Source organism: Sphingobium sp. LMC3-1-1.1, assembly GCF_040676285.1.
In the GTDB taxonomy this organism is placed as follows: domain Bacteria; phylum Pseudomonadota; class Alphaproteobacteria; order Sphingomonadales; family Sphingomonadaceae; genus Sphingobium.
Genome location: NZ_JBEGHQ010000001.1, coordinates 1 through 21,391, shown reverse-complemented (window position 1 = coordinate 21,391; position 21,391 = coordinate 1). Strand labels below are relative to the sequence as shown.

Sequence of the window (21,391 nt, the reverse complement as noted above, 5' to 3'; positions counted from 1 at the left end):
CTGATATGACCCGCATCGCCCTCATGGTGGCAACCGCCCTGGTCGCCATCAGCCCTGTCGCCGCGCCTGGACAAACCACGGCACCCTCACCGCAATCCACCACCGACTTCGCCGTCGGTCCGCAATATGACACCACCCATGTTTATGTCGCGCCGGAGGATTTCGACCGCTTCGTCACCAGCTTCACCGCCACCTTCGGGGGCACGACGAGCAAACAGGGTGTGTTTCAGGTCACGCCGACCGACAGCAAGACGAAGTCGCAGCTCGCACTGACACCGGCCGGCACCGTCTCGGCCTTCGGCTTCCTCACCCCAATCCCCGCGCCGTTCGGCGCCGAGCGTACCGGCTATCTCGTGACCGACCTGGATGCCGCGGTCGCCTCCGCGATGCGGCATGGCGCGACGCGCCTCATCACCAGCTTTCCCGACCCCATCGGCCGCGACGTCGTGGTGCAGTGGGCGGGCGGCGTGAACATGCAGCTCTACTGGCACACGACCAGGCCAAGCTATCCCGCCCTCGCCACCGTGCCGGAAAACCGCATCTACCTGACCGCCGATGCCGCAGACCAGTTCGTGAAGCAGTGGCGCGGCTTCGCCCATGCGACGGTGACCTCCGACGACAAGGCGGCGCCGGGCGCGGAGATCGGCCAGCCGGGCAAGAGCTATCGCCGCATCCGCATGACGTCGGGCTATGGCAAGATGAGCGTGATCGTATCGGACGGGCAGCTTCCCTGGCCCTATGGCCGCGACATGACAGGTTATGAGGTCGGCGATCTGCCCGCGACCCTTGCCAGGGCGACGGCGGCTGGTGTCGAAACGCTCGTTCCCGCGCATGACGAGGGTGACCGCCAGGCCGCGATCGTCCGCTTCCCCGGCGGCTATATTGCCGAGATCCACGCGCCGGTGAAGCCATGATCGGCGTGAAGGAACCCCGCTTCGTCGATGCCATCCTCGATTGGCGCCCCACATGGTTCCTGGCCCGTCTGGCGCTGGTCGGGGCCTATCTTCTGGGCGGCATCGTCAAAGCGACCGATTGGCCGTCCGCCGTCGCCGAACAGGCGCATTTCGGCATGAGCCCGCCTGTTTTCTGGGCAGCGCTGACCATTGGCGTAGAGATTGCGGGGCCGATCCTGATCCTGACCGGGCGCTTCATCTGGCTGGGCGCAGGCATGCTGGGCGTCTTCACGCTGCTGGCCGCCTTCACCGCCAACGCCTTCTGGGCGATGCCCCCGGGTCAGGAACGCTTCATGGCGACCAATGCGTTCTTCGAACATATCGGCCTGATCGGCGGCTTCGTCCTCGTTGCACTTGTCGCCGAGCGGGACCGACGCCGTGCTTAGGTTGATCATCGCTGCGGGGCTGCTGGCAGGAGCCACCGTGGCGCCCGCCAGCGCCCAGCAACGCGAAGCATGGCAGGCACCCACGCTCAGCATCACGCGCTATGATGAGGACTGGTTCGACCTCGCCGATGCGGAGAAGCGCGCGCATCACTGGACCGGTCCGTTCAAATATATCCCGTTGGGCCAGGACAGCTGGGTCACGACCGGCATCGAATTGCGCGCCCGCAGCGAGGATTATCACGACAATCTCTGGGGCGGGGCGAACTCCCCTGACGACCAGTATCTATGGCTGCGCGCATTGCCCTATGCCGATCTGCATCTGGGCAAGGCGCGCGCCTTCGTTCAGCCGATCCTCGCCTACGCCGTCGGCGTCTCGCCATCCGCCAGCCCGATCGATCAGACGCGGGCTGATCTGCTTCAGGGATTTGGCGAACTCGATCTCGGCCCGGTCACGCTGCGCGCCGGGCGTCAGATGCTGTCGCTCGGCACGGAGCGGTTGGTCGGGACGCGATATGGCCCCAACGTGCCGCTCGCCTTCGATGGTGCACGCGCAGACGTGACGATCGGGCGCGCCAAGATCAGCCTTCTGACCATGCGGCCCGTCCAGCCCGGTCCCGGCAGCTTCGACGACGCGACCTCCCGGAACAAGGCGTTGTGGGGCGCCTATGCGACCCTGCCTGAACTGGACATCTACTATCTCGGCTATCGAAACCGGCTTGCACGCTTTGGTGGGCTGGAGGGCAGCGAAGTCCGCCACAGCATCGGTCTGCGCTCCCATGGGGTGCGGGGCGACTGGCACTGGAATATCGAGGGTGTGGCGCAATTCGGCCATTTCGAGGGGCAGCGGATCGCCGCCTGGACGCTCGGCACTGAGATCGGGCACAGTTTTCCAACGCTCCCCACCGCGCCGGACGCCACCCTGCGCGTCAATGTCGTCAGCGGCGATGGCAAAGCCCATGACGGCAAGATCGGCACCTTCAACGCGCTGTTTCCCAAGGGAAAATATTTCGGCGAGCTTTCGCCAGTCGGACCGACCAATATCATCAACATCAATCCTCGCGTCAGCGGCACATTGGGCGGCGGCGTTTCGTTCAGCCTCGCCGCGACGGCCTATTGGCGGTACAGCATTGCGGATGGCGTCTACGACATTCCCGGCAAGCTGATCCGCCCCGTAAACGGGAGCGCGGCGCGATTTATCGGCAAGGAAGCCGAAGCGACGATCGCATGGCAGGCGACGGCTGAGTGGGAATTGTCGGCATCCTTGTCGGCCTTTGCGCCGGGGGATTTCATCCGCGAAACCGGTCCCGCCAGGACGATCAGGATGCTTGGCCTGGAAAGCAATTTCCGGTTCTGATCTTTTCCATTTTATCGAACGACGGCATCTATCTTATTCGACTGCATCAACAGCGCGGTTGCCGGTAGACGCAGGCATGGACATCCAAGGGAGACAGTCATGACCGCCGACAAAACCGCCACATCGCCCTTGCCCTGGCTGCTGCTGCTCCTCTCCGTGACGACGGGGCTCGTCGACGCCATATCGGTGCTCGGCCTTGGCAAGGTCTTCACGGCGAACATGACAGGCAACATCGCCTTCCTCGGCTTCGCCGCGAGCGACACGCCAGGGTTCAGGGTTGCCCCCTATGTCTTCGCCATTGCAGCGTTCATGGTCGGCGCGCTGATCGCCGGACGCGTGGGCAAACACCATATGGGCTCGCCCCTTCGCCGGTGGCTGTTCATCGCCGCCTCCATCGAGGCCGCGCTGCTCTGGATTGCAGCCGCTGTCGCCATCGGCTTCGACGTGGCGACACAGTCCCCCGGCTCCAGCGTCAACATCATCATCGCGCTGACCGGGCTCGCCATGGGCTTTCGCAATGCGACCATCCGTCAGCTCAAGGTGCCGGACCTCACCACGACCGTCCTCACGCTCACGATCACCGGCCTCGCGGCTGATTCCGGCCTTGCTGGCGGAACCAATCCGAACTGGGCACGGCGCATCGGCAGTGTGGCGGCGATCTTCCTTGGCGCCGCCATCGGTGCCTATCTCGTCACCCATGGCGGACTGGTTGCCCCGCTCATTCTTGCCGGCACGCTGATCTTCGCAGGCACGATCGCCTGCATGCTTCACCCCGCCGCCGCCAGGCCACTCTGATCCTCCAACACGCGCTCGGCCCGGCGTCAGGCCGCCCTTCGGTGTGATCAGATATCGCCCATCCCCTCCAGTTCCATGTCGTCCGCGCCCAGAGCGACGAACTGGTCGAGCAGCCAGGAGGCCGCCGGTCCCGGCGGAGCATCTCGACGCCACACGCCCGCAAAGCGATATGTTCCGCCGACATGATCGGGCATGGCAAGCCGCACCAGCGTGCCGGCGAGAAGGTCCGGTTCGATCATCGACAGTGGCATGTTGCCCCACCCGATCCCTTCACGCAGCAGCGCATGTTTGGCGCCCAGATCCGCGAGGCGCCATGTCTTGGGACTCGTGACTGAATAATCCTGCCCCTCCGTGAAGCGGGAACGGTCCGTCAGCACCAATTGGGTATGCTCCCGCCCAGCGCCTGGGGGTATCCGCTCCATGCGGCCAAGCGGATGGTCGGGCGCCGCAACCGGTACCATCGGAACCGATCCGGCCGCGATGCACTCGACGCCTTCCACGCCCGCCGCCAACGGCCCGGAGATCCCGATTGCGGCGCCGCGATCCAGCACCATGGCCGTGATCGCGCCCAGAGCCTCGACATGCAGGCGCAGTTGCACCGTCGGAAACTCGACCGCGAAATTGCGGAGGATTTTGCCAAGGCGTTCTGACGGCACCATGACATCCACGGCCAGGTCAACCTCCGCCTCCAACCCGTCGAGCAGGCCTTTTACCTTCGCGCGCAGTCCATCGAAACCATGCGATATGCTGCGAGCCTCGGCCAGCAGGGCACGGCCCTCCACCGTCAGTTGCGGCTTGCGCGTGCCCTCCCGGTCGAACAATGTCAGCCCGAGCTGCGCTTCCAGATTGGCGATGCCATAGCTGATCACCGACACGGCACGATTGAGCTTCCGTGCGGCGGCCGCAAAGCTTCCCGTGTCGACGATACTCAGGAAGATGCGGAGTTGGTCGAAGGTCGGCGTGCCGGGCGTATTCATTGCTCCACTTTCTCGAACGAATAGGCCGGCATTTATCCATGCAGGCCGAAGGGTTCGCAAGGCAAAACAGGCCTCCATCGACGGTTCGAGGCCGTCCAACGGAGACATGTCGGCGAACAGGGACCGATCCGCCTGACGGGCTGTCACGCCATGGCTGGCAAAGCGTCTTCGGACCATGATCGCGCTTCCGCCATGGCCTCATCCAGCAGCCAGCGCCGAAATGACCGCATGGCGTCGCTTTCCCTGCGCGATAAAAGGCGCGTCAGCCAATAACGGCCGGCGTCGACCGCAATGTCGAACGGCTGGACCAGGCGTTCCGCCATCAGTTCGCTGGTGAACATCGCGACCGGCGCCAGCGCCACCCCCAGTCCATTTGCTGCCGCCGCGACCATCAACGCGGAACTGTCGAATACCGGGCCGCGCAGCACGGGTTGAGGGGCACCCGCTGCCTCGAACCAGCGGCGCCATTCGTCCGGCCGGTACGAACGCAGCAAGGGTTCCTGGCTCAGGTCGCGGGGGCTGCTCAGGCGGTTGGCGACCGATGGCGCGCAGAGCGGCGTCAACCTCGCTTCGAACAAGGGTTCGGCAAGGACCCCGTGCCAGGCGCCGTCCCCGAACCGTATCGCGAAGTCGAGCGCTTCCGCCGCCATGTCGACGCGATTATTGTTGGTCGAAACGCGCAGGTCGATGTGAGGACAGGCGCGCGCGAACCCATCAAGTCGAGGAAGCAGCCAGCCGGTAGCGAACGTGCCGACAACACCGATGTTCAGTACCTCGCGAAACCGTCCATCGGCATATTGATCGAGCATCGCGCCCAGCCGATCGAACATCTCGGCCAGCACGGGCGCCAGCGCCTGTCCGTCGTCGGTGAGTGCCAGACCACGCGGCAGCCGATGGAACAGGCGCGTGCCGAGCCGCCGTTCGAGCTGCGCAACCTGATGGCTGACCGCCCCTTGGCTGACGCACAGTTCGATCGCCGCGCGCGTGAAGTTGAGATGGCGCGCCGCCGCGTCGAAAGCGCGCAGGGCATTAAGAGGAATCTGGGCACGATCCATCGATCATCCATGAACTCAACTCATGGCTCTGTCGAGAAATGATGCTTTGTTTCCGCGTCACTCCTGCCGCAATCCTGCCCGTGAAGGAGATTTGCGAATGTTGAAGATGCGACTTGCAACGGCCGCCGCCCTGGCCGCGCTATTGAGTTCGATCAACGGTTTGGCGCAAACGGGGGAGGATCCGCTGACAAAGCCCATCATTGGCTCTCGAACCGCAGAATGGCTTTCTCCGGCGCCGCCACAGAAGATCTTCGGTAATAGCTATCTTGTTGGCTTCGGGGGCCTGAGTGTCGCCCTGATCGATACGGGTGCGGGCCTGATCCTGATTGATGGCGCGCTGCCACAGGCTGCACCCGCCATCCTCGACAATGTCAGGCGCCTGGGCTTTCGCCCGCGCGACATCAAATATATTCTCAGCACCGAACCCCATTTCGACCATGCCGGCGGCATTGCGGCGCTGGCGCGCGACACAGGCGCGACTGTCGTCGCCAGTCCGCGGGGCGCGGAAGGGCTGCTGGCCGGTCGCCATGCAGCCGACGATCCGCAACACGGCTATGGCGGTTCCTGGCCAGCGGTCGCAAAGGTGCAGACGATCCGCGGCAACCAGAGCTTGCGGCTGGGCAATATGACAGTCACCGCATTGGCGACGCCAGGTCATACGATGGGCAGCATGAGCTGGCGCTGGCAGTCGTGCGAACGGAAGTTGTGCCGGACGATCATATTTGCCGCCAGCCTGAACCCGGTATCGACCGACGACTTTCGCTACACCGCGCCGACCGCCCGCCCGATCGTCACCGGCTTCCGTAAAAGCTATGCCACGATGAGCCAAACGCGCTGCGACATCCTGATTTCGGCTCACCCCGACAATGCCGGCCCGGGTCGGTACAACGCCCGGCCAGGCGCCTGCCGCGCTTATGCGGAACGCTCGCGCAAGGCGCTGGAGCAGCGCATGAAATCAGAGCGGCGCCAGGGTCAGGACTCACCGATCAGAGTCAGAAGATAACGGTTGCGGCGCCTGTAGCGGCGCTTGTCATATTTGACGCGCGCGTTGTGCGATCTTCGACCGGAGATGCAGGGTTTGACGCCCTTTGCCTGCAAGACATCCCGGAACCTGTCGGCGTCACGGCCCATGCCGCCCGCGCCCAACCTCTGTCAGGGACCTTTGCTACCACCCTCATTGGCCTTCGCCAGCGCGATTGCGACCTCAATCTCGCGAGCGGTTGCCATCAGTTGCGAAAGCTCCTTGAGATTGAAGGGACCGGGCGACGAACTGTTTCTGGATGCGGAAATGGCCGCCAGCACCCGGCCGTCCGGCATGGCCACGGGAACCGCCACGCATGAAAGCCCCTCGGCGGTCTCCTCATGATCGAATGCTACGCGTTCGCTGGCGATGCAAACCAGTTCATCGCGCAGCTGGGCCGGGTCGGTGATCGTGCGATCGGTGAGTGCCGGGAATGGGCCCGTGGCAAGATAGGCTTCACGCTGGGCTTCGGGCAGATAAGCAAGAAGCACCTTGCCAATTCCCGTGCAATAGGCCTCCAGCTGCAGGCCGACTTGCGTAAACAGGTCGTCCGCGCGGGGGCCGGTCTTGAGACGGTACGTCACCATCTCGTTCTCGAGCGTGCCAAGCTGTACAACGCAATCGAGCTTGTTCGCCAGGCGCGAAAGCTTGCCTACGGCCGCGGCGGCGATGATCTGCTTCTCATCGATCAGTTCGAGAAGGCGCAGCAACCGCGCACCCGGACCCAACTGGCGCCCCGAAATACGGGCGAGAAATCCATCGGCAACGAGGGTCGCCACCTGCCGATGCGCCGTTGCGATAGGCATATCAAGCGATGCGGCTATCGCGGCGACGCTCCGCCCTTCCCTGTCCACAAGCACCGCCTCCAGCATCTGGAGGCTGCGCGAGAGCGCGTTGATCGTAGGCGTTCCGGGCGTGCTCATCAGGCGTCCAGCTTTATGTCTCCGATGGATACGGAACAGTGGGTCAGGCAGACGTCGTCGTCAACTTCACGGGCGTGACTGACGACGCCCCCACGAGCCGGAGCGCACAGCTTTCGCATTCGCCTGTCCAAAACTTCGGGTTCTGGCTGCGACACCCGCAAGCGCCATTTCTCTTTTTTAGTCGAGCGATAGCATTCGGCTCTGTCGAGCCGTAAAAATCAAGCAACCTTCAGAAAAAAGGAGTTATTTCATCGCCCCGCGATCAAATATTATCTCCAAATTCTCGATTTTCCCCAAGGTTTCATCGAACGTAAAAAGATCTACAAGACTGGATGCCAGTGACTGGCCGTCCTTCCGCGTCCACTTATAGTCAAAATGTGCGGCCCAAGCATTCTCATTGGCTACTGAACCGTAGATATTGATAATATCCACTTTCGCACTGGTCGTATCACCGTAGAGCCGTTCGTAAAACGGCTCGACCGGCATGCTGCCATAGACCGGTGACTTGACAGTCGCGCCCAAGGCGAAACAGGCAAGCGTCGCTGCCATGTCGCCATTCTCCATCGCCTGGAGATAGGACCTGATGACCTCTTCGCGTCCCATCTGAAACCTCCTCTCGGCTTTGCCGCATGGCTCACCGGAAAATGCAATCTGGCAAAGACCGGACGATCATGTTCCGGTCTTTGCCACCTCAGTTCACTTCGGGTCGAAGGCGATCGCCTTCATCTCGACCAGCAGCAGCGGGTGCGGCAGCTGGTGGACGGCAACGGTCGTCCGGGTCGGCCCATTCTCGCTGAAAAATTCCGCCCAAACTTCGTTGAAACCACCAAAATCGTTCATGTTGACAAGGAACACGCTGACCTCGACGACGTCGCTCAGCGCAAGGCCGGCATGCTTGAGGATCTCGCCGATGTTCCGGATCACGGCACGGCTTTGCTCCTTGATATCCAGCTTCGTGACGCCCATTGCGTCAACTTCGGCTCCTTCGAAGGTACCGTCCTGGCGGCGCGAGCTTGTGCCGGACACGAAGACCAGATCGCCGGCCCGCCGGTAGTGCGGAAAGGCACCGCGAGGTACAGCGAGTTCGCTGATGACAGCTGCCTCAGGCGCTTTTACACCGGCAACAGCGGCTGCCTTGCTCTTGATGGTTTCTACAGTCATTTTGCTACCTGGAATTCGGCAGTACCGAGGTTCTGCACGCCAAGGGAAACGCTTACACCGGGCCGCAGGGCCTCGGCCGAGGTCGCTGCGCCAGCCAGCACGATGTCACCGGGCATCAGGCGCTCTCCGGCCAGGGCCACGAGGCGCGAGGCGTCAGCCAATGCGCGATAGGGCTGGCCAAGGATCGCAGCGCTCGAACCGACCTGCACCGGCTTGCCATCGAAGCGCATCACCATGCCCAGGTTGGTGATGTCGTCGATCCGGCGATGCCACGACCCCACGACAAAGCCTGAGGAAGAGGCGTTGTCGGCCACGACGTCAGTCCATGTAAACTTGAATCCTTCGTAGCGGGAATCGATGATCTCGATTGCGGGCGCGATCGCTTCAACCGCATTCTGGGCTTCCAGAAGTGTGATCGGGCCAGCAATTTCCTTGCCGATCAGGAACGCGATTTCCGGCTCGCAGCGTGGGTGCACGTAGCGCTCCATTTCGATGGTGCCGCCGTCGTCCACGCGCATCGCATCGGTCAGGCGGCCCCAGATGAGGTCGGACACGCCCATCTGAACCATCTTCGCGCGGCTGGTGAAGCCCATCTTCACGCCGACCCGGCGTTCGCCACGAGCGATGCGACGCTCGATCGAGCGGGCCTGGATGCGGTAGGCATCTTCGACGCTCAACGCATCGCCAAGCTGACCGATGGGTCGAGCATGAAGCGCGGCAGCGTCCACTGCCTCGGCCATTGCATCAATATCGACCAAAACTCTGCTCCTCAAAACACTGCAACTTCATTTCCCCGCTCGACACCTTCTCAGGAGCGCTGGCTGGAGGGAAGCACTCAAACATTTTCATCCAGCGGCCGGCAGGAAATTCACCGAAACGCTGCCCAAGCCGTTGATGTCGGCTTCGTAAGTCTCGCCGGCCTTTACCGGCACCATCGGCCCCAGAGCACCGGTAAGCACGACGTCTCCGGGCTGGAGCGGCTGCTCGACCTTCGCCATGGTCCTTGCCAACCACAGAGCGGCGTTCAGTGGATGACCCAAGCATGCGAGCCCTGCTCCGACGGAAACCGGCTCGCCGCGATTGGACAGTGCCATCCCGCACATTCCAAGGTCCACATCTGCCAGCTTCACGGGCCGGTGCCCAAGGACATATGCGCCGCATGAAGCGTTGTCGGCAATGGTGTCGACTATCGAGATATCCCAGTTGGCGATGCGGCTGCCGACGATTTCCAGAGCCGGAAGAACGAATTCCACCGCACCGATCAATTCCGCCAGCGTCGTATCCGCATGACGAAGTTCCTTGCCGATCACCAAAGCGACTTCCGCCTCGACCTTGGGCTGAAGAACCTGCTCGAAAGCAATGCTCGCGCCGCTGGGCGCTTCCATGTCGGCAAAGAGCACGCCATAGTCGGGCTGGTTCACGCCAAGCTGCCTCTGCACCGCAGCCGAAGTCAGACCGATTTTCTTGCCCGAAATCCGGCGCCCGGCGGACACGGCAAGCTGGGCATTGATCTTCTGCACTTCGTAGGCAGCGGCAAGATCGTCCGCAGGAAGGAACGTCCTCACCGGCGCGCACGGGCTCTTTGCCGCCTCGGCATTGCGCAGCAATTCTGCGGCTTTTTCAATCATGTTGGTCATAGCTTCACGCAAATATTCTTGAGTTCGGAGTAGAAGTCGAGCGAATGATGCCCGCCTTCGCGGCCAAGGCCGGACAGCTTCGTGCCGCCGAAAGGCGTCCTCAGGTCACGCAGGAACCAGGCGTTCAGCCAGACGATCCCGACGTCGATCTGCGCCGCAACGCGATGCCCACGCTTGAGGTTCGAAGTCCACACGGCCGAGACGAGGCCATATTTGCTGTCATTGGCGAGCATGACGGCTTCTTCTTCGGTGTCGAAGGGCAGCACGTTGCAGACCGGCCCAAAGACTTCTTCCTGCATGCAGCGCGAATCCTGCGCGAGGCCGGTCCACACGGTCGGCTCGATGAACCACCCACCAAGGCTTTCGCTCGCAGCGTGGATACCGCCCCCGGTCATCACTTCTGCCCCTTCCTCGCGGGCGAGAGCCATGTAACCGAGAATCTTCTCGCGGTGCTTCTGCGAGATCACCGGGCCAAGCTGGGTATCCTTGGCCCACGGATCGCCAATGCGCATCCCCTTGGCATGCGCGGTCAGGGCAGCCACAAACTTCTCGTAGATCGGCCGCTCGACATATACGCGCTCGGTGCACATGCAGACCTGCCCGGTATTCAGGAAGCTCGACCGCGCAACGCCAGCGACCGTCTCTTCGAAATCGCAGTCCGCGAAAACGATGGCCGCATTCTTGCCACCCAGTTCGAACGATACGGGACGCACGCCTTCGGCAGCCTGCCGCATGATCGTTGCACCGGTCCCGGATTCGCCGGTAAAGGTAATGCCATTGACCTTCGACGACCTGACGATCGCTTCGCCCGCGGAGTTCGCACCGAAGCCGTGGACGAGGTTGAACACGCCGTCCGGCACACCCGCTTCGGCAATGACCTCAGCCAGCAACGTTGCCGTGCCCGGCGTTTCTTCGGAAGGCTTGGCAATGATCGCATTGCCGCAGGCGAGCGCCGGAGCGACCTTCCACGAAAACAGCAGCAGCGGCAGGTTCCATGGCGAAATGACGCCGACGGTGCCGAGCGGACGACGCTGGGTGTAGTTCAGCGCAATCGATCCGTCCGGCGTCGGGGTCTCGAAAACCTCACCGCCGGTGGTGCGGATCATCGAGGAAAACGCGCGGAAGTTTGCAGCGCCCCGTGGCACGTCCAGCGTGGATGCCAGCGATGCCGGCTTGCCGGTGTCATGAACCTCGGCTTCAAGGAAGTCCTGGAAGCGGCGCTCGATCCCGTCAGCGATCTTGTCCAGCAAGGCGGCACGCTGCTCGGGAGTGGTCTTGCCCCAATCCCCCTTGAGCGCCTTCCGGGCATGGTCGGCGGCTTCGTCCACGAGGTCGGCTCCGGCCTCGTGAACTTCAGCGTAGACCTTGCCTGTCGCCGGATTGATATCTTCGAAGCTGCGGTTGGTTGCCACGAACTGGCCACCAACGAAGTTTCGATATTGGGTATTAGACATCCGATGCACCGATTCAGCTTATCAAGTTGCAAAAAGGCTTATAGTTCGAATTGAACCACCGCAGCGCCCGCACCATAGGTCGGCCCATAGGCCAGCGTTTTGGCCCCGCGGAAGCCGCCCGTGGCTCCGAGAATCCACGCAAGATGCTTCATGCTCATGTCGGCGCCCGTCACCTTGGCATAGTCGGGCAGCCAGGCTCGCAACGCTGCCACGTCCCCCGCTTCCATGAGCGACAGAAGTTTCCGGTTGTGTACGTCGTCATTCTCGCCGCCGAAATGGTCAGCAGCGATGTCGATCTTTTCGTCGATATATTTGCCTGACAACCCGCCGACGGCAAGCACCGCCACCCGCTTGCCCTGCAATTCGGCTTGCTCGGCGGCCAGCTTTGCCAGTTTTTCGGTCATGGCAAAATCGTGATAGAGATTGTTCGCTGCGGCCACTGCCTTGATCTCGCCGGTCGGGTTGACGAAACCGGTGGCGACGATAGTTCCCGTATCGATCGGGAAACCGTCATAATCTACAGCCTTCGACTTGATACCTGCAGCAACGGCGGCCTCGACGCAGGCGTGGACCAGATCCACATCGGCCCTGAGATTGGCCTGCAGATCGCCAAAGGCGTACCAGTTCTCATCCACATGGATATCGGTGCTGTGTTCGCGTGCCTGCCAAAGCTGGTCCAGCACCGCCATCCATTGGGTTGAATAGATGAGCAGAACATCAGGCCTGGATTCAGCCAGTGCCTTGCCGGCTGCCCGCGCGCCCTCTGCCAGGGCCGCCCACGGCGGATTGTCAGGACGAAGGAACGGCAATGGGTTACCCGGGATGAGAAACGCGGAAACAATGCTCATTTCATAAACCTCCAAGGAACCAGGGGTCAGGCGGCGAGACGCCATTCCATGACCGCGTTGCCTGTCCCGATGACCGAACCATATCCGTGCAGCACGGCCGGGATGGTGGGGTAATCCATCGCTGACATCATCCACGGGAACGCGCCGGATTTCACTTCGGCGAAGGCCTCATCGACCCACTGCGGGAAGAGGTCCATGACTTCGCGGATCTTGCCCTCGCGCATCAGGTTGATCATGCGGACATCCCACTTGTACCCGTCATATCTTTCCGGGTGTTCGCGGCTCATATCTTCCGGCGGAACTGGCTCTTCCTTGAAGTGATAGTGCGAGAAGGTATTCGAGGCGAGCAACACGGCCCGCTTTCCGCTCTTCCGAATAGCCTCACGCGTTGCCACGCCCAGGCGCTCCATCTGCTCCATGCCTTCGCCAAGCTGCAGATAATAAGGCGAATTGTTCGCCGAGATGCCGACGACAGGAATATCCCACTGTGGACGAACCATGTGCAGCGTGGTGATCGTGCCATAGTCGACGCGAAAATTGGGATTGCGCATCATCTGAGACACCAGGCCGGCCGCTTCGGCTTCCGCGCAGCAAGCCTCGGCCAGATCCACATCGATCTGCATGTCGAAATTGTAGCGGAACAGGTTCGGGAAGATCGGATCGACCGATTTCCCCTTCAGATCCTTAACGCCCAGGAAATGATGGCCGACCTGCGTAATCCAGTGCGGTGAATGGACCAGCAGGACATCGGGCTTCAGTTCGTCGATTGCGCGGCGAACGTGGTCATATGCCCAACGAAGCGTTTCCCAGCCACCTTCCGAGCGGGGCTCGTTCTGCGGCGGATTTTCAGCATAGACCAGATGGGGCGGATGAGGTGCAACAAACCCCGCGACAATCTTGCCTTCTCCCGACATAACCACTGGCTCCTTACAAATCTCAAAAAATGAGAGAATGAACTCGTAATCTGTGAGAACAACCTTACACGGCTTTGGCCGGCAGTCAACAGGGCCGGCCCGCGCTTTTGGCGATCCGATGGGTCACGATGCCATTTGGAGAGTGAGGTCAGGCAACAGGGCGCCACCTTCATTTCCTACTGAAATCTCAGCATTTTTGACATTTTCAGGTCCGCTTGACGCCAGATTGCAACATCATTATATCCCATCAAAGAAAATTCATATCTTAATATTGAAGATTTCAAACCGAAGCTGCAAGGGCGCGAGCAAGGCCGGGAAAGTCCGGTTGCAAGGCTCTCAGGCCGATTCTTCCGGGAGTGGAGTCATCGACCCTCGGCCGGGCCTGGTCACGCCAGTCTACCGCGAGATTGCAGCAGTGGCTCGAAACGATTGCTTGCCCCGCACGATGCACCGCAACGTGCGATCCCTGTCCGCCCGTCCCAGAGACGCATCGCGAGAGGCGAATTAGACATGACCCACGAAAGTGTTTCGGAACAGATTGAGGACCACGCCCTGGAACCGGTCCCGGTGGAACTGCGCCAGGGATGGTTGTCGCTCACATGGAACACGACCGGCATGGTGGTCTCCCTGGTCCAGATCTTCTTCGGCGCCCTGGTGACCTTTGTGGCGGGCATCAAGATCGGCCTGATCGCCGGAGCGATCGTGACGATACTCGGCGCGCTGCTTGGCTGGGCCTGCGGTCACATCGCCTATCGCTCGGGCCTGTCCAGCACGGTCCTTTCGCGCTTCTACGGCTTCGGTCGGCAAGGTTCGGTGATCTCATCGCTCATTTACGCGTTCATGATCATCGGCTTTCTCGCCCTCGAAAATGCGCTGCTCTATCACGGCTTCGTGTTCTACTTCCAACTCGAGGACACGGTCACGACCAAGATCCTGATCTATGGCGGCATGACGCTGCTGTGGATCCTGCTTACGGCCTATGGCTTCAAGCTCGTGGCCAAGGTCTCCTCGATCTCGCTGATCCTCTCGCTGCTGGTCCTCGCCTACGTCATGTATGTGGCGGTTGCGGGCAGCCATTACACCGTCGGCGAACTGCTTTCCTTCGGCTCGCAGTTCCCGCCCGAGGCGCTTGAGAAGATGGGCGCGGCCACGGACAAGGCAAAGTTCATCTTCGCCATCAACGTCCTGATCGGCTCGGCCGGAGCGCTCTCCCTGTTCGATGCCGACCTTGGCCGCTATGCGCGTCGCTCGGTCGACATCGGCATTGCCGCCCTGATGGGCAACATCGCGATGGACCTTCTGATGATGGTGACCGGCGGCGTGATCCTTTATGCTGGCGGCCCTGCCCTGATCCAGTTCTACACCCAGGTTCAGGGACTGACGGTCGAAGCTGCGCGGCATGCCGCTCTCCAGAGCCCGGATAGCATCACAGCAGCCTTCGTCGTGCTCGGCGGGACGATGGGCGCGCTCCTGCTCGTTCTCGCCCAGGGCAAGACGCAGGTGCTCAACACCTACAGCGCCTCGCTTTCGCTTTCGAACCTGTTCGACGCCCTCAGCTTCCGCCCCGGCCGCCTCGCCTTCGTGATCCTCGGCAACATCATGGGCCTGCTCATGATCTATGGCAATCTGCTCGAACTGATCAATTCATGGGTGACGATGCTGGGCGTGCTGACCACGGCCTTTGCCGGGATCATCGTCGCAGATTTCTACATCGTCCGCCGCATGTTCGACAACGATCTGGCGACGAAGGTGGCGAACGCGGAAGCCGTCAACTGGTCGGGTGTCGCCACCCTCATCGCAGCCGTATTCATGTCGCATTATGTGCTGTCGGGCATCCTGCCGATCGAGGGTTTCACGACCCTGGCAATGTGCCTGATCATCTATCCGCCGCTGCGCCTGCGACAGCTGAACTCGCTGGTGCCGGCTCACGCCTGAAGGCACTCCTCGTTCAAATCCCGATTTTGCAAAGGTATATCAATGGCAGGACGCAGTATCACTCTCGCTCAGGCACAAGCCCTGGTCGACGCAACGCTGAAGGATGGCCGCGCGCGCAACCTTCAGCCGCTGACGGTCGCCGTGCTCGATCCCGGTGGCCATCTGCTTGCCCTGGCGCGCGAAGACAATTCCTCCAACCTGCGTCCGCAGATCGCGATCGGCAAGGCCAATGGGGCGCTCGCCCTTGGCCTGTCCTCGCGTGCCCTGAACGAAATGGCAGCCGAGCGGCCCACTTTCGTCAATTCGCTGGGCATGATCAGCCCGGGCGGCATCGTCCCTGCTGCGGGTGGCCTGCTGATCCGCAACGCCGACAAGGAAGTCGTCGGCGCGGTCGGGGTTACCGGCGACCTCAGCGACAATGATGAGTTGGCCGCCATGGCTGGCATAGCCGCCATCGGTTTCTGACCATCAAGGCCCGGAAAGCAGAAACGCTTTCCGGGCCTTTTGCTGTCAGGCAGGGCAACAGGGAAATGCAGGCCGGCAAGGCTGCATTCCGACAGAGCCCCCAAAGCGCCAGGACAAGCCATGCCGATCGCCAGCATCCAGATCCTCAAGGGTAGATCGTCCGAAGACCGCAAACTGCTGATCTCGCGCGTGACGGACGCGATCGTGGCCACGCTTGAGGTCCAACCCGTGCAGGTTCGGGTCATCCTCTCCGAGGTCGAACCCGAAAATTGGGGCGTCGCCGGAGTCACGAAGGCGGAGCCCCCTTTGGCCTGAAGCCCTCCTCCGGCAGTTGTTGCCGGAAGCAGAAAGAGCCCAGGCACACCATAGTGCCTGGGCTCTTTTTCGGCTTTGATCCGCCAGCGGCCCGGAGCCGCCGTGAACCGCCAATTCTCCTCCCCGCGGCAAACCCGCGAGGAGGAGACCGATCTTAACGCTCGACCAGTGCCAGCACGCGGCACGGGCTGCCCGAACCCTTGATGATCTTCAGCGGCGGCGTGATCAGCACGGCGCCGGTCGCGGGGAGCTTGTCCATGTTGGCAAGGCTCGACAGGCCGTAGCGGTTGGTGCCGTGCATGTGGTGGTGGCAAGGCCAGCGGGTTTCAAACGAATGGGCCGCACCAGCGTCGGTGCCCACCGGTTCGGTGCCGACGCCGATGACCTTGCGCTCATGCGCGAGGAAGCCCGGAACGTCAGGGTGCTGGCCGGGCCAGCGGCTGTTGTCCAGGAACTTCTCGGTCGGATAGCGAGACTGCCAGCCGGTGCGGACGAGAACCCAGGCACCTTCCGGGATCATGCCGTGTTCGTCTTCCCATGCCTTCACGTCGTCCAGCGTCATCAGATATTCGTCGTCGGCATCGACCTTGGCGGTGACGTCGATGACGATGGCCGGCGCGATCAGCTTCTCGGCGGGGATCTTGTCCACCGAGCCGTCGGGATAGTCGCGGCCGGTGATCCAGTGGATCGGCGCGTCAAAGTGCGTACCGGTATGTTCGCCCAGATGGATGTTGTTCCAGTACCAGTTGGGGCCGCGTTCATCGAAGTTGGAGATTTCCTCGATGCGGAACGGCAGCGTCTGGTTGAACGGTTCCGGCAGTTGGATGACCGGGGTAGCGGGTTGCAGCGTATGGCTCATGTCGATGATCTCGACCTTCCTCGACTTCAACGCCTGGACAAATTCCTGAAGAATTGAACTCATGGTGAACTCCTTTGATTCCAAGTCCGGCATCGGGGGAATTCCCTGGCGATCCTGCAGCACATTTCAGCGTTGCGCCCGATTGGCCGCTTGCGCCGCGGACGGTCACGTCCGGCTCATGCCTCTTGCTCGGAGACACTCCCAACAAACGACTACTGATGTGCTGACCCGAACCTCAGAAACCCCCAGCTCCCTCCGACTCCAAAAGCATATCTTACTAAATGAGATAATTAGATTATGCATTGAGATCGTGCCATCATGCTTCAGTTATGTCAACGCAACTGTTGGCAGCTTTTCGCGGCGATTCCGGCGTTCCCGCCAGGTGCCTCAGCAACTTGCGCGTCACCTAGCCCGCTGATATGCCGCAGCGGCAGTTTTACGTCCGTTCTTTCAAAGGAAGCACATCATTCGCGGCCCCCTTCTAACCCCCAAAAACAGCTCCGTAGGAAAGGCATTCGCCCTCCTCAGGACCATCGCATCGATGGGCCGGGACGTGTCAGCCACGGAGATCGCGCAGGCCACGGGCTCCAATCTTGCAACCGTGCATCGCTTCCTGCTGACGCTGGAGAGCGAAGGCGCGATCGTGCGGACGCGCAACGGACGGTTTCAGCTTGGTCCGACGCTGTCGGATCTGGGTGGCAAGGTCGATGGCGACACCATTCTACTCGACGCGATCCAGCCGCATCTTGAGGAGCTGGCTCTCGAATTCCGCGAAGCGCTGCATTGCGTAGTCCGCGTCGGCAACGAGGCGATGAATTCCACGATTGCGCTGCCCGACAGGTCGCTGCTGATCAATCAGGACGTCGGCCGCCCCTTCCCCCTGCACTGTACTGCCGGGGGCAAAGTGTTCCTTGCGGCAATGGGTGAAACACAGCGCAAGGCCTTTGCCGCCAACCTCGAACTCGTGAAGTTCACCGAAAACACGATCACCTCGCCCGAGGCCATGACCGCCGAGCTGAACCGGATTGCAGATCGCGGCTACGCGGTTGACGATGGTGAATGGGAAGACGGCCTCCGGTCCGTCGCGGTCCCGTTACACAATTCGAGCGGCAGGGTAATTGCCGCGATCGCGCTTTCGGCGCCCGCCTCACGGCTCGATGACGACCGCGTGATCGAAGTGAAGAATCGCCTGCGCGAAACCTCCAAAAGCGTGGAGCGCCACCTGTTCTCGCAAAGCAAGATCTTCGGAGGCCGTGCAAGGCCGCTCGGCAACTATCCGCACCTCAAGCGCGTGGACAATTTCATCTTCATTTCCGGCACCAGCGCCCGCCGCGAGGACAACAGCTTCGAAGGCGTCCGCTTCAACGAAGATGGCACCTTCGACATCGATTTCCGTGAACAGACCCGCTACATCCTCAATTCGCTCGCCGAGATGCTCAACGATGTGGGCTCCAGCATCTCGGATATCGTCGATCTTCACGCCTATCTGACCGACATGTCGGCCTATGGCGTCTACAACGAAGTTTACGCCACCTTCTTTCCGCCAGACGGCCCGACCCGCACCACGGTCGGCGTCAACGAATTCATGCACCCGCATCAGGGGATCATGATCAGGGCAGTGGCTTACAGCCCGCAATCCTGAGTGATCCGGGCGCGGCTACACTGTGTGACGGGGGTTTCTCATCCAATGAGACGGCGCGTCATTTGGCCGTTGACGAGGTCGTCGCTCTTTCGAACTCTTGATGCCGATCTTTTGCAGGATGCAGGTTTATGACCACTGAAGAAATGATTGCGCTCTGGGAGGAACATTGCAGCTACGAGTTCGATACGCGTGATGTCGACGCAACGATGGCGACGATGGTTGCCGAACCCTATGTCAACCACATACCCACTCTTGCAGGGGGTGTGGGGCACGATGCACTGAAGCGCTTTTATCGATATCATTTCATTGGCGGCAATCCTGACGACACGAAATTGACCCTCGTCAGCAGGACGGTGGGCGCAAGCCAGATCGTCGACGAGATGATTTTCAGCTTCACGCACAGCTCACAGATCGACTGGATGTTGCCGGGCATTGCACCGACCGGCAAGCCCGTCGAAATTGCCATGGTCGCTATCGTGAACTTCAGGGATGGCAAAGTCGCGCATGAGCACATCTACTGGGATCAAGCATCCGTACTCGTGCAGATCGGCTTGCTTGACCCGGCAAGCCTGCCGATCGCGGGTGTAGAAACTGCCCGCAAGGTTCTGGATAACAGTCTGCCCAGCAACGAACTTTTGGGCGCAGCCTGGACCAGCAGCAAGCACAAGCCTATCTAGTTCCAGATTCTTTGCGACACCTCCTGCTCGCAAACAAGTCGTTGAGGGGACTCCGGGGGCCTGCAAGTCGGCAGGGCCTGGACTCAACCCGCCGCGGTCAAGTCTGAACAATGGATTCAAGCCCCATGTTGAAGTGGTTTCTGCTGATCCTCGCCTGCCAATTTGCTGGTGAGGTCATCGTGCAAGTCGTCCACATTTCCTTTCCCGGCCCCGTGCTCGGCATGGTCCTGCTGCTCGGACTTCTCGTTGTCTGGGGCGACCTGCCAGAAGACCTCGAAAAGGCTGGAGATGCGTTGCTGTCCAATCTCTCACTACTGTTCGTGCCCGCGGGCGTCGGCATCATGGGCAGCGTCGCCATCCTGAAGGCAAACCTGCTTCCTCTGGGCGCAGCCATCGTCTGTTCGAGCCTGCTGACAATCGCCGTAACCGCTGCGACGATGGCAAGGCTGAACCGCGGCCGTCGAAAGAATTGCCATGCGTCTCCGCAAATCGCCAACGACGCTGGCGCCAATGACTGACGTGCAAACCATCTGGGACCATCTGGTAAAAGGCCCGCTGCCACATATCGTCCTGACGCTGATCGCATATCAAATCGGCAGCTTGGTCTATGAGAAGTCCGGCCGGAACTCTGCTTGTAATCCTGTCCTTCTGGCAATTGCGATCGTGATTGCTGTTCTGACACTGACCAACACCACCTACCCCGTTTATTTCGATGGCGCCAAATTCATCCATTTCCTGCTGGGGCCGGCTACCGTGGCGCTTGCCATTCCGCTTTATCGCCAGATCGACACGCTTAAACGTTCGGCGCGCGCGATCCTCGTCAGCCTGTTCGTCGGATCAGTGACAGCTTCGGCAAGCGCAGTCATCATTGCCTGGGCTCTTGGTGCCGACAGGGCAACGCTTGTCACGATTTCCCCTAAGTCGGTAACAGCACCTGTCGCAATGGCGATCGTGGAGCAACTCGGGGGAATTGAAGCACTAACAGCTGTGTTGGTAATCCTCACCGGTATCTTTGGCGCAATTGCCGGACCGGTCTTGATGAACCGCATGAAGATCGACGATTGGGAAGCCCGCGGCTTTGCACTGGGCATCGCCAGTCATGGCATTGGCACCGCTCGAGCGCTGCAGGTCAACAAGACCGCCGGAGCATTTGCTGCACTCGCCATGGCGCTCAATGCGATCCTGACATCTGTATTCCTGCCCATCGCCTGGTCGTTGATCGTTTGAGGGACGGTATAGAGCGGGACCGGTGCACATCGCCCTTGTCGACCCGTGCCGACAGCGCTCCCTTTGCATGGCATGGGCAGATGTATTTGATCCGACACCTCGTTCCCTCAACACGTGTCAAATAAACGTGGAAAGAGTGCCAGCTTCCAGCACGACGCGTGTTAAAGCGATTTCCAAGCGATCGGAACCGATCGCTGGTTAAGAAATCGCGAAAAACAAGGAATCCAGAGCGGCGATCTGATTCAATCAGATCGAAACCGCTCTAATCCACGACGATGCTTGTGAAGCCATTTGGCGCAAAACTCCGGATCGTTTCCCACGACGTCGCATCGCAACACAAAAGCGTGGTCCTCGACCGCGTCAGCGGATAGCGGCCTAAATTATACCGCACCTCAAGGGCGAGCCCTGCCCTTCCGTCAGGCGACCAGACGTGCGCTGTGCCGACGCGCTTGGGGCACCATGGTCATCGCACTGCTATCCCGGCCACCTGGCGAACCCGGCCCGCATTCAAAATCTGATCTTCACCGATCCCCGTTGCGGGGGCATTTCATGCATATGGCTCACTCCACTTCTGCGGTCTGGTGCCCGACAATCCTGCTGCTCAGGCGCCGGACATTCACGGGGATGGCGGTCATCCGTGGGATGGCGTTGACGCGCTGATAGAATTCATCGGCGACGATGAGGGCACCGATGGAGACCCCGCCATCCTCGTCCATCTCACCGGTGGCCGGACCAAAGCCGTGCGGGATAGAGATCACGCCCGGACGCATCGTCTCGTCCGCCTCGGCGATCG

General features: G+C 61.2%; 24 protein-coding genes and 1 pseudogene. 12 read left to right on the top strand and 13 right to left on the bottom strand.

Going from position 1 to position 21,391, the window contains the following annotated elements:
* The first annotated feature begins 5 nt into the window (after positions 1-5).
* The 4 genes from MRBLMC3_RS00125 to MRBLMC3_RS00110 all read left to right on the top strand — a co-directional run bounded on the left by MRBLMC3_RS00125 (position 6) and on the right by MRBLMC3_RS00110 (position 3,488).
* Positions 6-914 (top strand): VOC family protein, encoded by a 909-nt coding sequence (locus MRBLMC3_RS00125; protein WP_363735609.1) that lies wholly within the window; start codon positions 6-8, stop codon positions 912-914.
* A complete protein-coding gene (locus MRBLMC3_RS00120; protein ID WP_363824904.1) occupies positions 911-1,339 on the top strand; it encodes a DoxX family protein in 429 nt (142 codons plus the stop codon). Before MRBLMC3_RS00125 ends, MRBLMC3_RS00120 begins: the two co-directional genes overlap by 4 nt.
* Complete coding sequence (locus MRBLMC3_RS00115) at positions 1,332-2,693, top strand: alginate export family protein (protein ID WP_363824902.1); 1,362 nt, start codon at positions 1,332-1,334, stop codon at positions 2,691-2,693. Before MRBLMC3_RS00120 ends, MRBLMC3_RS00115 begins: the two co-directional genes overlap by 8 nt.
* 99 nt (positions 2,694-2,792) lie before the next feature.
* A complete protein-coding gene (locus MRBLMC3_RS00110) occupies positions 2,793-3,488 on the top strand; it encodes a YoaK family protein (protein ID WP_363824900.1) in 696 nt (231 codons plus the stop codon).
* A 47-nt stretch (positions 3,489-3,535) separates the two neighbouring features.
* Here MRBLMC3_RS00110 and MRBLMC3_RS00105 read toward each other — a convergent pair whose 3' ends face one another.
* A complete protein-coding gene (locus MRBLMC3_RS00105; protein ID WP_133651613.1) occupies positions 3,536-4,465 on the bottom strand; it encodes a LysR family transcriptional regulator in 930 nt (309 codons plus the stop codon).
* 143 nt (positions 4,466-4,608) lie between these two features.
* Positions 4,609-5,520, bottom strand: a complete 912-nt coding sequence (locus MRBLMC3_RS00100) for a LysR family transcriptional regulator (protein WP_363824898.1) — start codon at positions 5,518-5,520, stop codon at positions 4,609-4,611.
* 97 nt (positions 5,521-5,617) lie between these two features.
* On the opposite strand from MRBLMC3_RS00100, the gene bla reads away from it, so the two are divergent.
* Entirely contained in the window at positions 5,618-6,523 is a 906-nt protein-coding gene (bla, locus tag MRBLMC3_RS00095; protein WP_414714610.1) for a subclass B3 metallo-beta-lactamase, read from the top strand.
* Here the strand turns inward: bla and MRBLMC3_RS00090 are convergent.
* The 9 genes and pseudogenes from MRBLMC3_RS00090 to MRBLMC3_RS00050 form a co-directional block, all read right to left on the bottom strand.
* Positions 6,523-6,648, bottom strand: a pseudogene (locus MRBLMC3_RS00090) (IS5/IS1182 family transposase); the annotation flags it as partial. The gene bla and the pseudogene MRBLMC3_RS00090 sit on opposite strands and share 1 nt — an antisense overlap.
* A gap of 24 nt (positions 6,649-6,672) precedes the next feature.
* Positions 6,673-7,464 carry an IclR family transcriptional regulator gene (locus MRBLMC3_RS00085; RefSeq protein WP_363824896.1) on the bottom strand — a complete coding sequence of 264 codons (792 nt, stop codon included), beginning with the start codon at positions 7,462-7,464 and terminating at the stop codon, positions 6,673-6,675.
* A gap of 243 nt (positions 7,465-7,707) precedes the next feature.
* Positions 7,708-8,067, bottom strand: a complete 360-nt coding sequence (locus MRBLMC3_RS00080; protein WP_363824895.1) for a nuclear transport factor 2 family protein — start codon at positions 8,065-8,067, stop codon at positions 7,708-7,710.
* Between the two features lie 93 nt (positions 8,068-8,160).
* Entirely contained in the window at positions 8,161-8,625 is a 465-nt protein-coding gene (locus tag MRBLMC3_RS00075) for a RidA family protein (RefSeq protein WP_133651608.1), read from the bottom strand.
* Positions 8,622-9,383, bottom strand: a complete 762-nt coding sequence (locus tag MRBLMC3_RS00070) for a 2-keto-4-pentenoate hydratase (protein WP_363824893.1) — start codon at positions 9,381-9,383, stop codon at positions 8,622-8,624. Before MRBLMC3_RS00070 ends, MRBLMC3_RS00075 begins: the two co-directional genes overlap by 4 nt.
* An 87-nt stretch (positions 9,384-9,470) precedes the next feature.
* Positions 9,471-10,262 carry a 2-keto-4-pentenoate hydratase gene (gene mhpD, locus MRBLMC3_RS00065; protein ID WP_363735602.1) on the bottom strand — a complete coding sequence of 264 codons (792 nt, stop codon included), beginning with the start codon at positions 10,260-10,262 and terminating at the stop codon, positions 9,471-9,473.
* Entirely contained in the window at positions 10,259-11,716 is a 1,458-nt protein-coding gene (locus MRBLMC3_RS00060; protein WP_363735601.1) for a 2-hydroxymuconic semialdehyde dehydrogenase, read from the bottom strand. Before MRBLMC3_RS00060 ends, mhpD begins: the two co-directional genes overlap by 4 nt.
* 38 nt (positions 11,717-11,754) lie before the next feature.
* Positions 11,755-12,609, bottom strand: a complete 855-nt coding sequence (locus MRBLMC3_RS00055) for a tRNA U-34 5-methylaminomethyl-2-thiouridine biosynthesis protein (protein ID WP_363824892.1) — start codon at positions 12,607-12,609, stop codon at positions 11,755-11,757.
* On the bottom strand, positions 12,591-13,478 hold the full coding sequence (locus tag MRBLMC3_RS00050; RefSeq protein ID WP_133651605.1) for a tRNA U-34 5-methylaminomethyl-2-thiouridine biosynthesis protein: 888 nt from the start codon (positions 13,476-13,478) through the stop codon (positions 12,591-12,593). Before MRBLMC3_RS00050 ends, MRBLMC3_RS00055 begins: the two co-directional genes overlap by 19 nt.
* Before the next feature lie 510 nt (positions 13,479-13,988).
* Between MRBLMC3_RS00050 and MRBLMC3_RS00045 the strand changes: the two genes are divergently transcribed.
* The 3 genes from MRBLMC3_RS00045 to MRBLMC3_RS00035 all read left to right on the top strand — a co-directional run bounded on the left by MRBLMC3_RS00045 (position 13,989) and on the right by MRBLMC3_RS00035 (position 16,193).
* Positions 13,989-15,413, top strand: coding sequence for a purine-cytosine permease family protein (locus MRBLMC3_RS00045; protein ID WP_133651604.1), 1,425 nt, complete (start codon positions 13,989-13,991; stop codon positions 15,411-15,413).
* A 42-nt stretch (positions 15,414-15,455) separates the two neighbouring features.
* Positions 15,456-15,878: a GlcG/HbpS family heme-binding protein gene (locus tag MRBLMC3_RS00040; RefSeq protein WP_133651603.1), complete on the top strand. Its 423-nt coding sequence runs from the start codon at positions 15,456-15,458 to the stop codon at positions 15,876-15,878.
* Positions 15,879-15,998: 120 nt separating this feature from the next.
* On the top strand, positions 15,999-16,193 hold the full coding sequence (locus MRBLMC3_RS00035) for a tautomerase family protein (RefSeq protein ID WP_133651602.1): 195 nt from the start codon (positions 15,999-16,001) through the stop codon (positions 16,191-16,193).
* Positions 16,194-16,347: 154 nt separating this feature from the next.
* On the opposite strand, the gene MRBLMC3_RS00030 is transcribed toward MRBLMC3_RS00035, so the two are convergent.
* Positions 16,348-17,145 (bottom strand): cyclase family protein, encoded by a 798-nt coding sequence (locus MRBLMC3_RS00030; protein WP_363824890.1) that lies wholly within the window; start codon positions 17,143-17,145, stop codon positions 16,348-16,350.
* Positions 17,146-17,515: 370 nt separating this feature from the next.
* On the opposite strand from MRBLMC3_RS00030, the gene MRBLMC3_RS00025 reads away from it, so the two are divergent.
* The 4 genes from MRBLMC3_RS00025 to MRBLMC3_RS00010 all read left to right on the top strand — a co-directional run bounded on the left by MRBLMC3_RS00025 (position 17,516) and on the right by MRBLMC3_RS00010 (position 20,598).
* Entirely contained in the window at positions 17,516-18,694 is a 1,179-nt protein-coding gene (locus MRBLMC3_RS00025) for an IclR family transcriptional regulator domain-containing protein (protein WP_363735694.1), read from the top strand.
* A 128-nt stretch (positions 18,695-18,822) separates the two neighbouring features.
* Positions 18,823-19,371 carry an ester cyclase gene (locus MRBLMC3_RS00020; RefSeq protein ID WP_363735597.1) on the top strand — a complete coding sequence of 183 codons (549 nt, stop codon included), beginning with the start codon at positions 18,823-18,825 and terminating at the stop codon, positions 19,369-19,371.
* A gap of 125 nt (positions 19,372-19,496) precedes the next feature.
* Positions 19,497-19,889, top strand: a complete 393-nt coding sequence (locus MRBLMC3_RS00015) for a CidA/LrgA family protein (protein WP_363824888.1) — start codon at positions 19,497-19,499, stop codon at positions 19,887-19,889.
* Complete coding sequence (locus MRBLMC3_RS00010) at positions 19,846-20,598, top strand: LrgB family protein (protein WP_363824885.1); 753 nt, start codon at positions 19,846-19,848, stop codon at positions 20,596-20,598. Before MRBLMC3_RS00015 ends, MRBLMC3_RS00010 begins: the two co-directional genes overlap by 44 nt.
* A 560-nt stretch (positions 20,599-21,158) precedes the next feature.
* Here MRBLMC3_RS00010 and MRBLMC3_RS00005 read toward each other — a convergent pair.
* Positions 21,159-21,391 (bottom strand): hypothetical protein (locus MRBLMC3_RS00005; RefSeq protein ID WP_363824882.1); only part of this gene is annotated, 233 nt, incomplete at its 5' end.

What these genes read in the sequence shown, in the direction of transcription:
- MRBLMC3_RS00015 (WP_363824888.1), top strand. Translation starts at nt 19,497, where the DNA reads ATGTTGAAGTGGTTTCTGCTGATCCTCGCCTGCCAATTTGCTGGTGAG.
- bla (WP_414714610.1), top strand. Translation starts at nt 5,618, where the DNA reads ATGTTGAAGATGCGACTTGCAACGGCCGCCGCCCTGGCCGCGCTATTG.
- MRBLMC3_RS00100 (WP_363824898.1), bottom strand. Translation starts at nt 5,520, where the DNA reads ATGGATCGTGCCCAGATTCCTCTTAATGCCCTGCGCGCTTTCGACGCG.
- MRBLMC3_RS00020 (WP_363735597.1), top strand. Translation starts at nt 18,823, where the DNA reads ATGACCACTGAAGAAATGATTGCGCTCTGGGAGGAACATTGCAGCTAC.
- MRBLMC3_RS00060 (WP_363735601.1), bottom strand. Translation starts at nt 11,716, where the DNA reads ATGTCTAATACCCAATATCGAAACTTCGTTGGTGGCCAGTTCGTGGCA.
- MRBLMC3_RS00035 (WP_133651602.1), top strand. Translation starts at nt 15,999, where the DNA reads ATGCCGATCGCCAGCATCCAGATCCTCAAGGGTAGATCGTCCGAAGAC.
- MRBLMC3_RS00030 (WP_363824890.1), bottom strand. Translation starts at nt 17,145, where the DNA reads ATGCCGGACTTGGAATCAAAGGAGTTCACCATGAGTTCAATTCTTCAG.
- MRBLMC3_RS00080 (WP_363824895.1), bottom strand. Translation starts at nt 8,067, where the DNA reads ATGGGACGCGAAGAGGTCATCAGGTCCTATCTCCAGGCGATGGAGAAT.
- MRBLMC3_RS00105 (WP_133651613.1), bottom strand. Translation starts at nt 4,465, where the DNA reads ATGAATACGCCCGGCACGCCGACCTTCGACCAACTCCGCATCTTCCTG.
- MRBLMC3_RS00055 (WP_363824892.1), bottom strand. Translation starts at nt 12,609, where the DNA reads ATGGCGTCTCGCCGCCTGACCCCTGGTTCCTTGGAGGTTTATGAAATG.
- MRBLMC3_RS00045 (WP_133651604.1), top strand. Translation starts at nt 13,989, where the DNA reads ATGACCCACGAAAGTGTTTCGGAACAGATTGAGGACCACGCCCTGGAA.
- MRBLMC3_RS00120 (WP_363824904.1), top strand. Translation starts at nt 911, where the DNA reads ATGATCGGCGTGAAGGAACCCCGCTTCGTCGATGCCATCCTCGATTGG.
- mhpD (WP_363735602.1), bottom strand. Translation starts at nt 10,262, where the DNA reads ATGACCAACATGATTGAAAAAGCCGCAGAATTGCTGCGCAATGCCGAG.
- MRBLMC3_RS00085 (WP_363824896.1), bottom strand. Translation starts at nt 7,464, where the DNA reads ATGAGCACGCCCGGAACGCCTACGATCAACGCGCTCTCGCGCAGCCTC.
- MRBLMC3_RS00040 (WP_133651603.1), top strand. Translation starts at nt 15,456, where the DNA reads ATGGCAGGACGCAGTATCACTCTCGCTCAGGCACAAGCCCTGGTCGAC.
- MRBLMC3_RS00125 (WP_363735609.1), top strand. Translation starts at nt 6, where the DNA reads ATGACCCGCATCGCCCTCATGGTGGCAACCGCCCTGGTCGCCATCAGC.
- MRBLMC3_RS00050 (WP_133651605.1), bottom strand. Translation starts at nt 13,478, where the DNA reads ATGTCGGGAGAAGGCAAGATTGTCGCGGGGTTTGTTGCACCTCATCCG.
- MRBLMC3_RS00075 (WP_133651608.1), bottom strand. Translation starts at nt 8,625, where the DNA reads ATGACTGTAGAAACCATCAAGAGCAAGGCAGCCGCTGTTGCCGGTGTA.
- MRBLMC3_RS00110 (WP_363824900.1), top strand. Translation starts at nt 2,793, where the DNA reads ATGACCGCCGACAAAACCGCCACATCGCCCTTGCCCTGGCTGCTGCTG.
- MRBLMC3_RS00010 (WP_363824885.1), top strand. Translation starts at nt 19,846, where the DNA reads ATGCGTCTCCGCAAATCGCCAACGACGCTGGCGCCAATGACTGACGTG.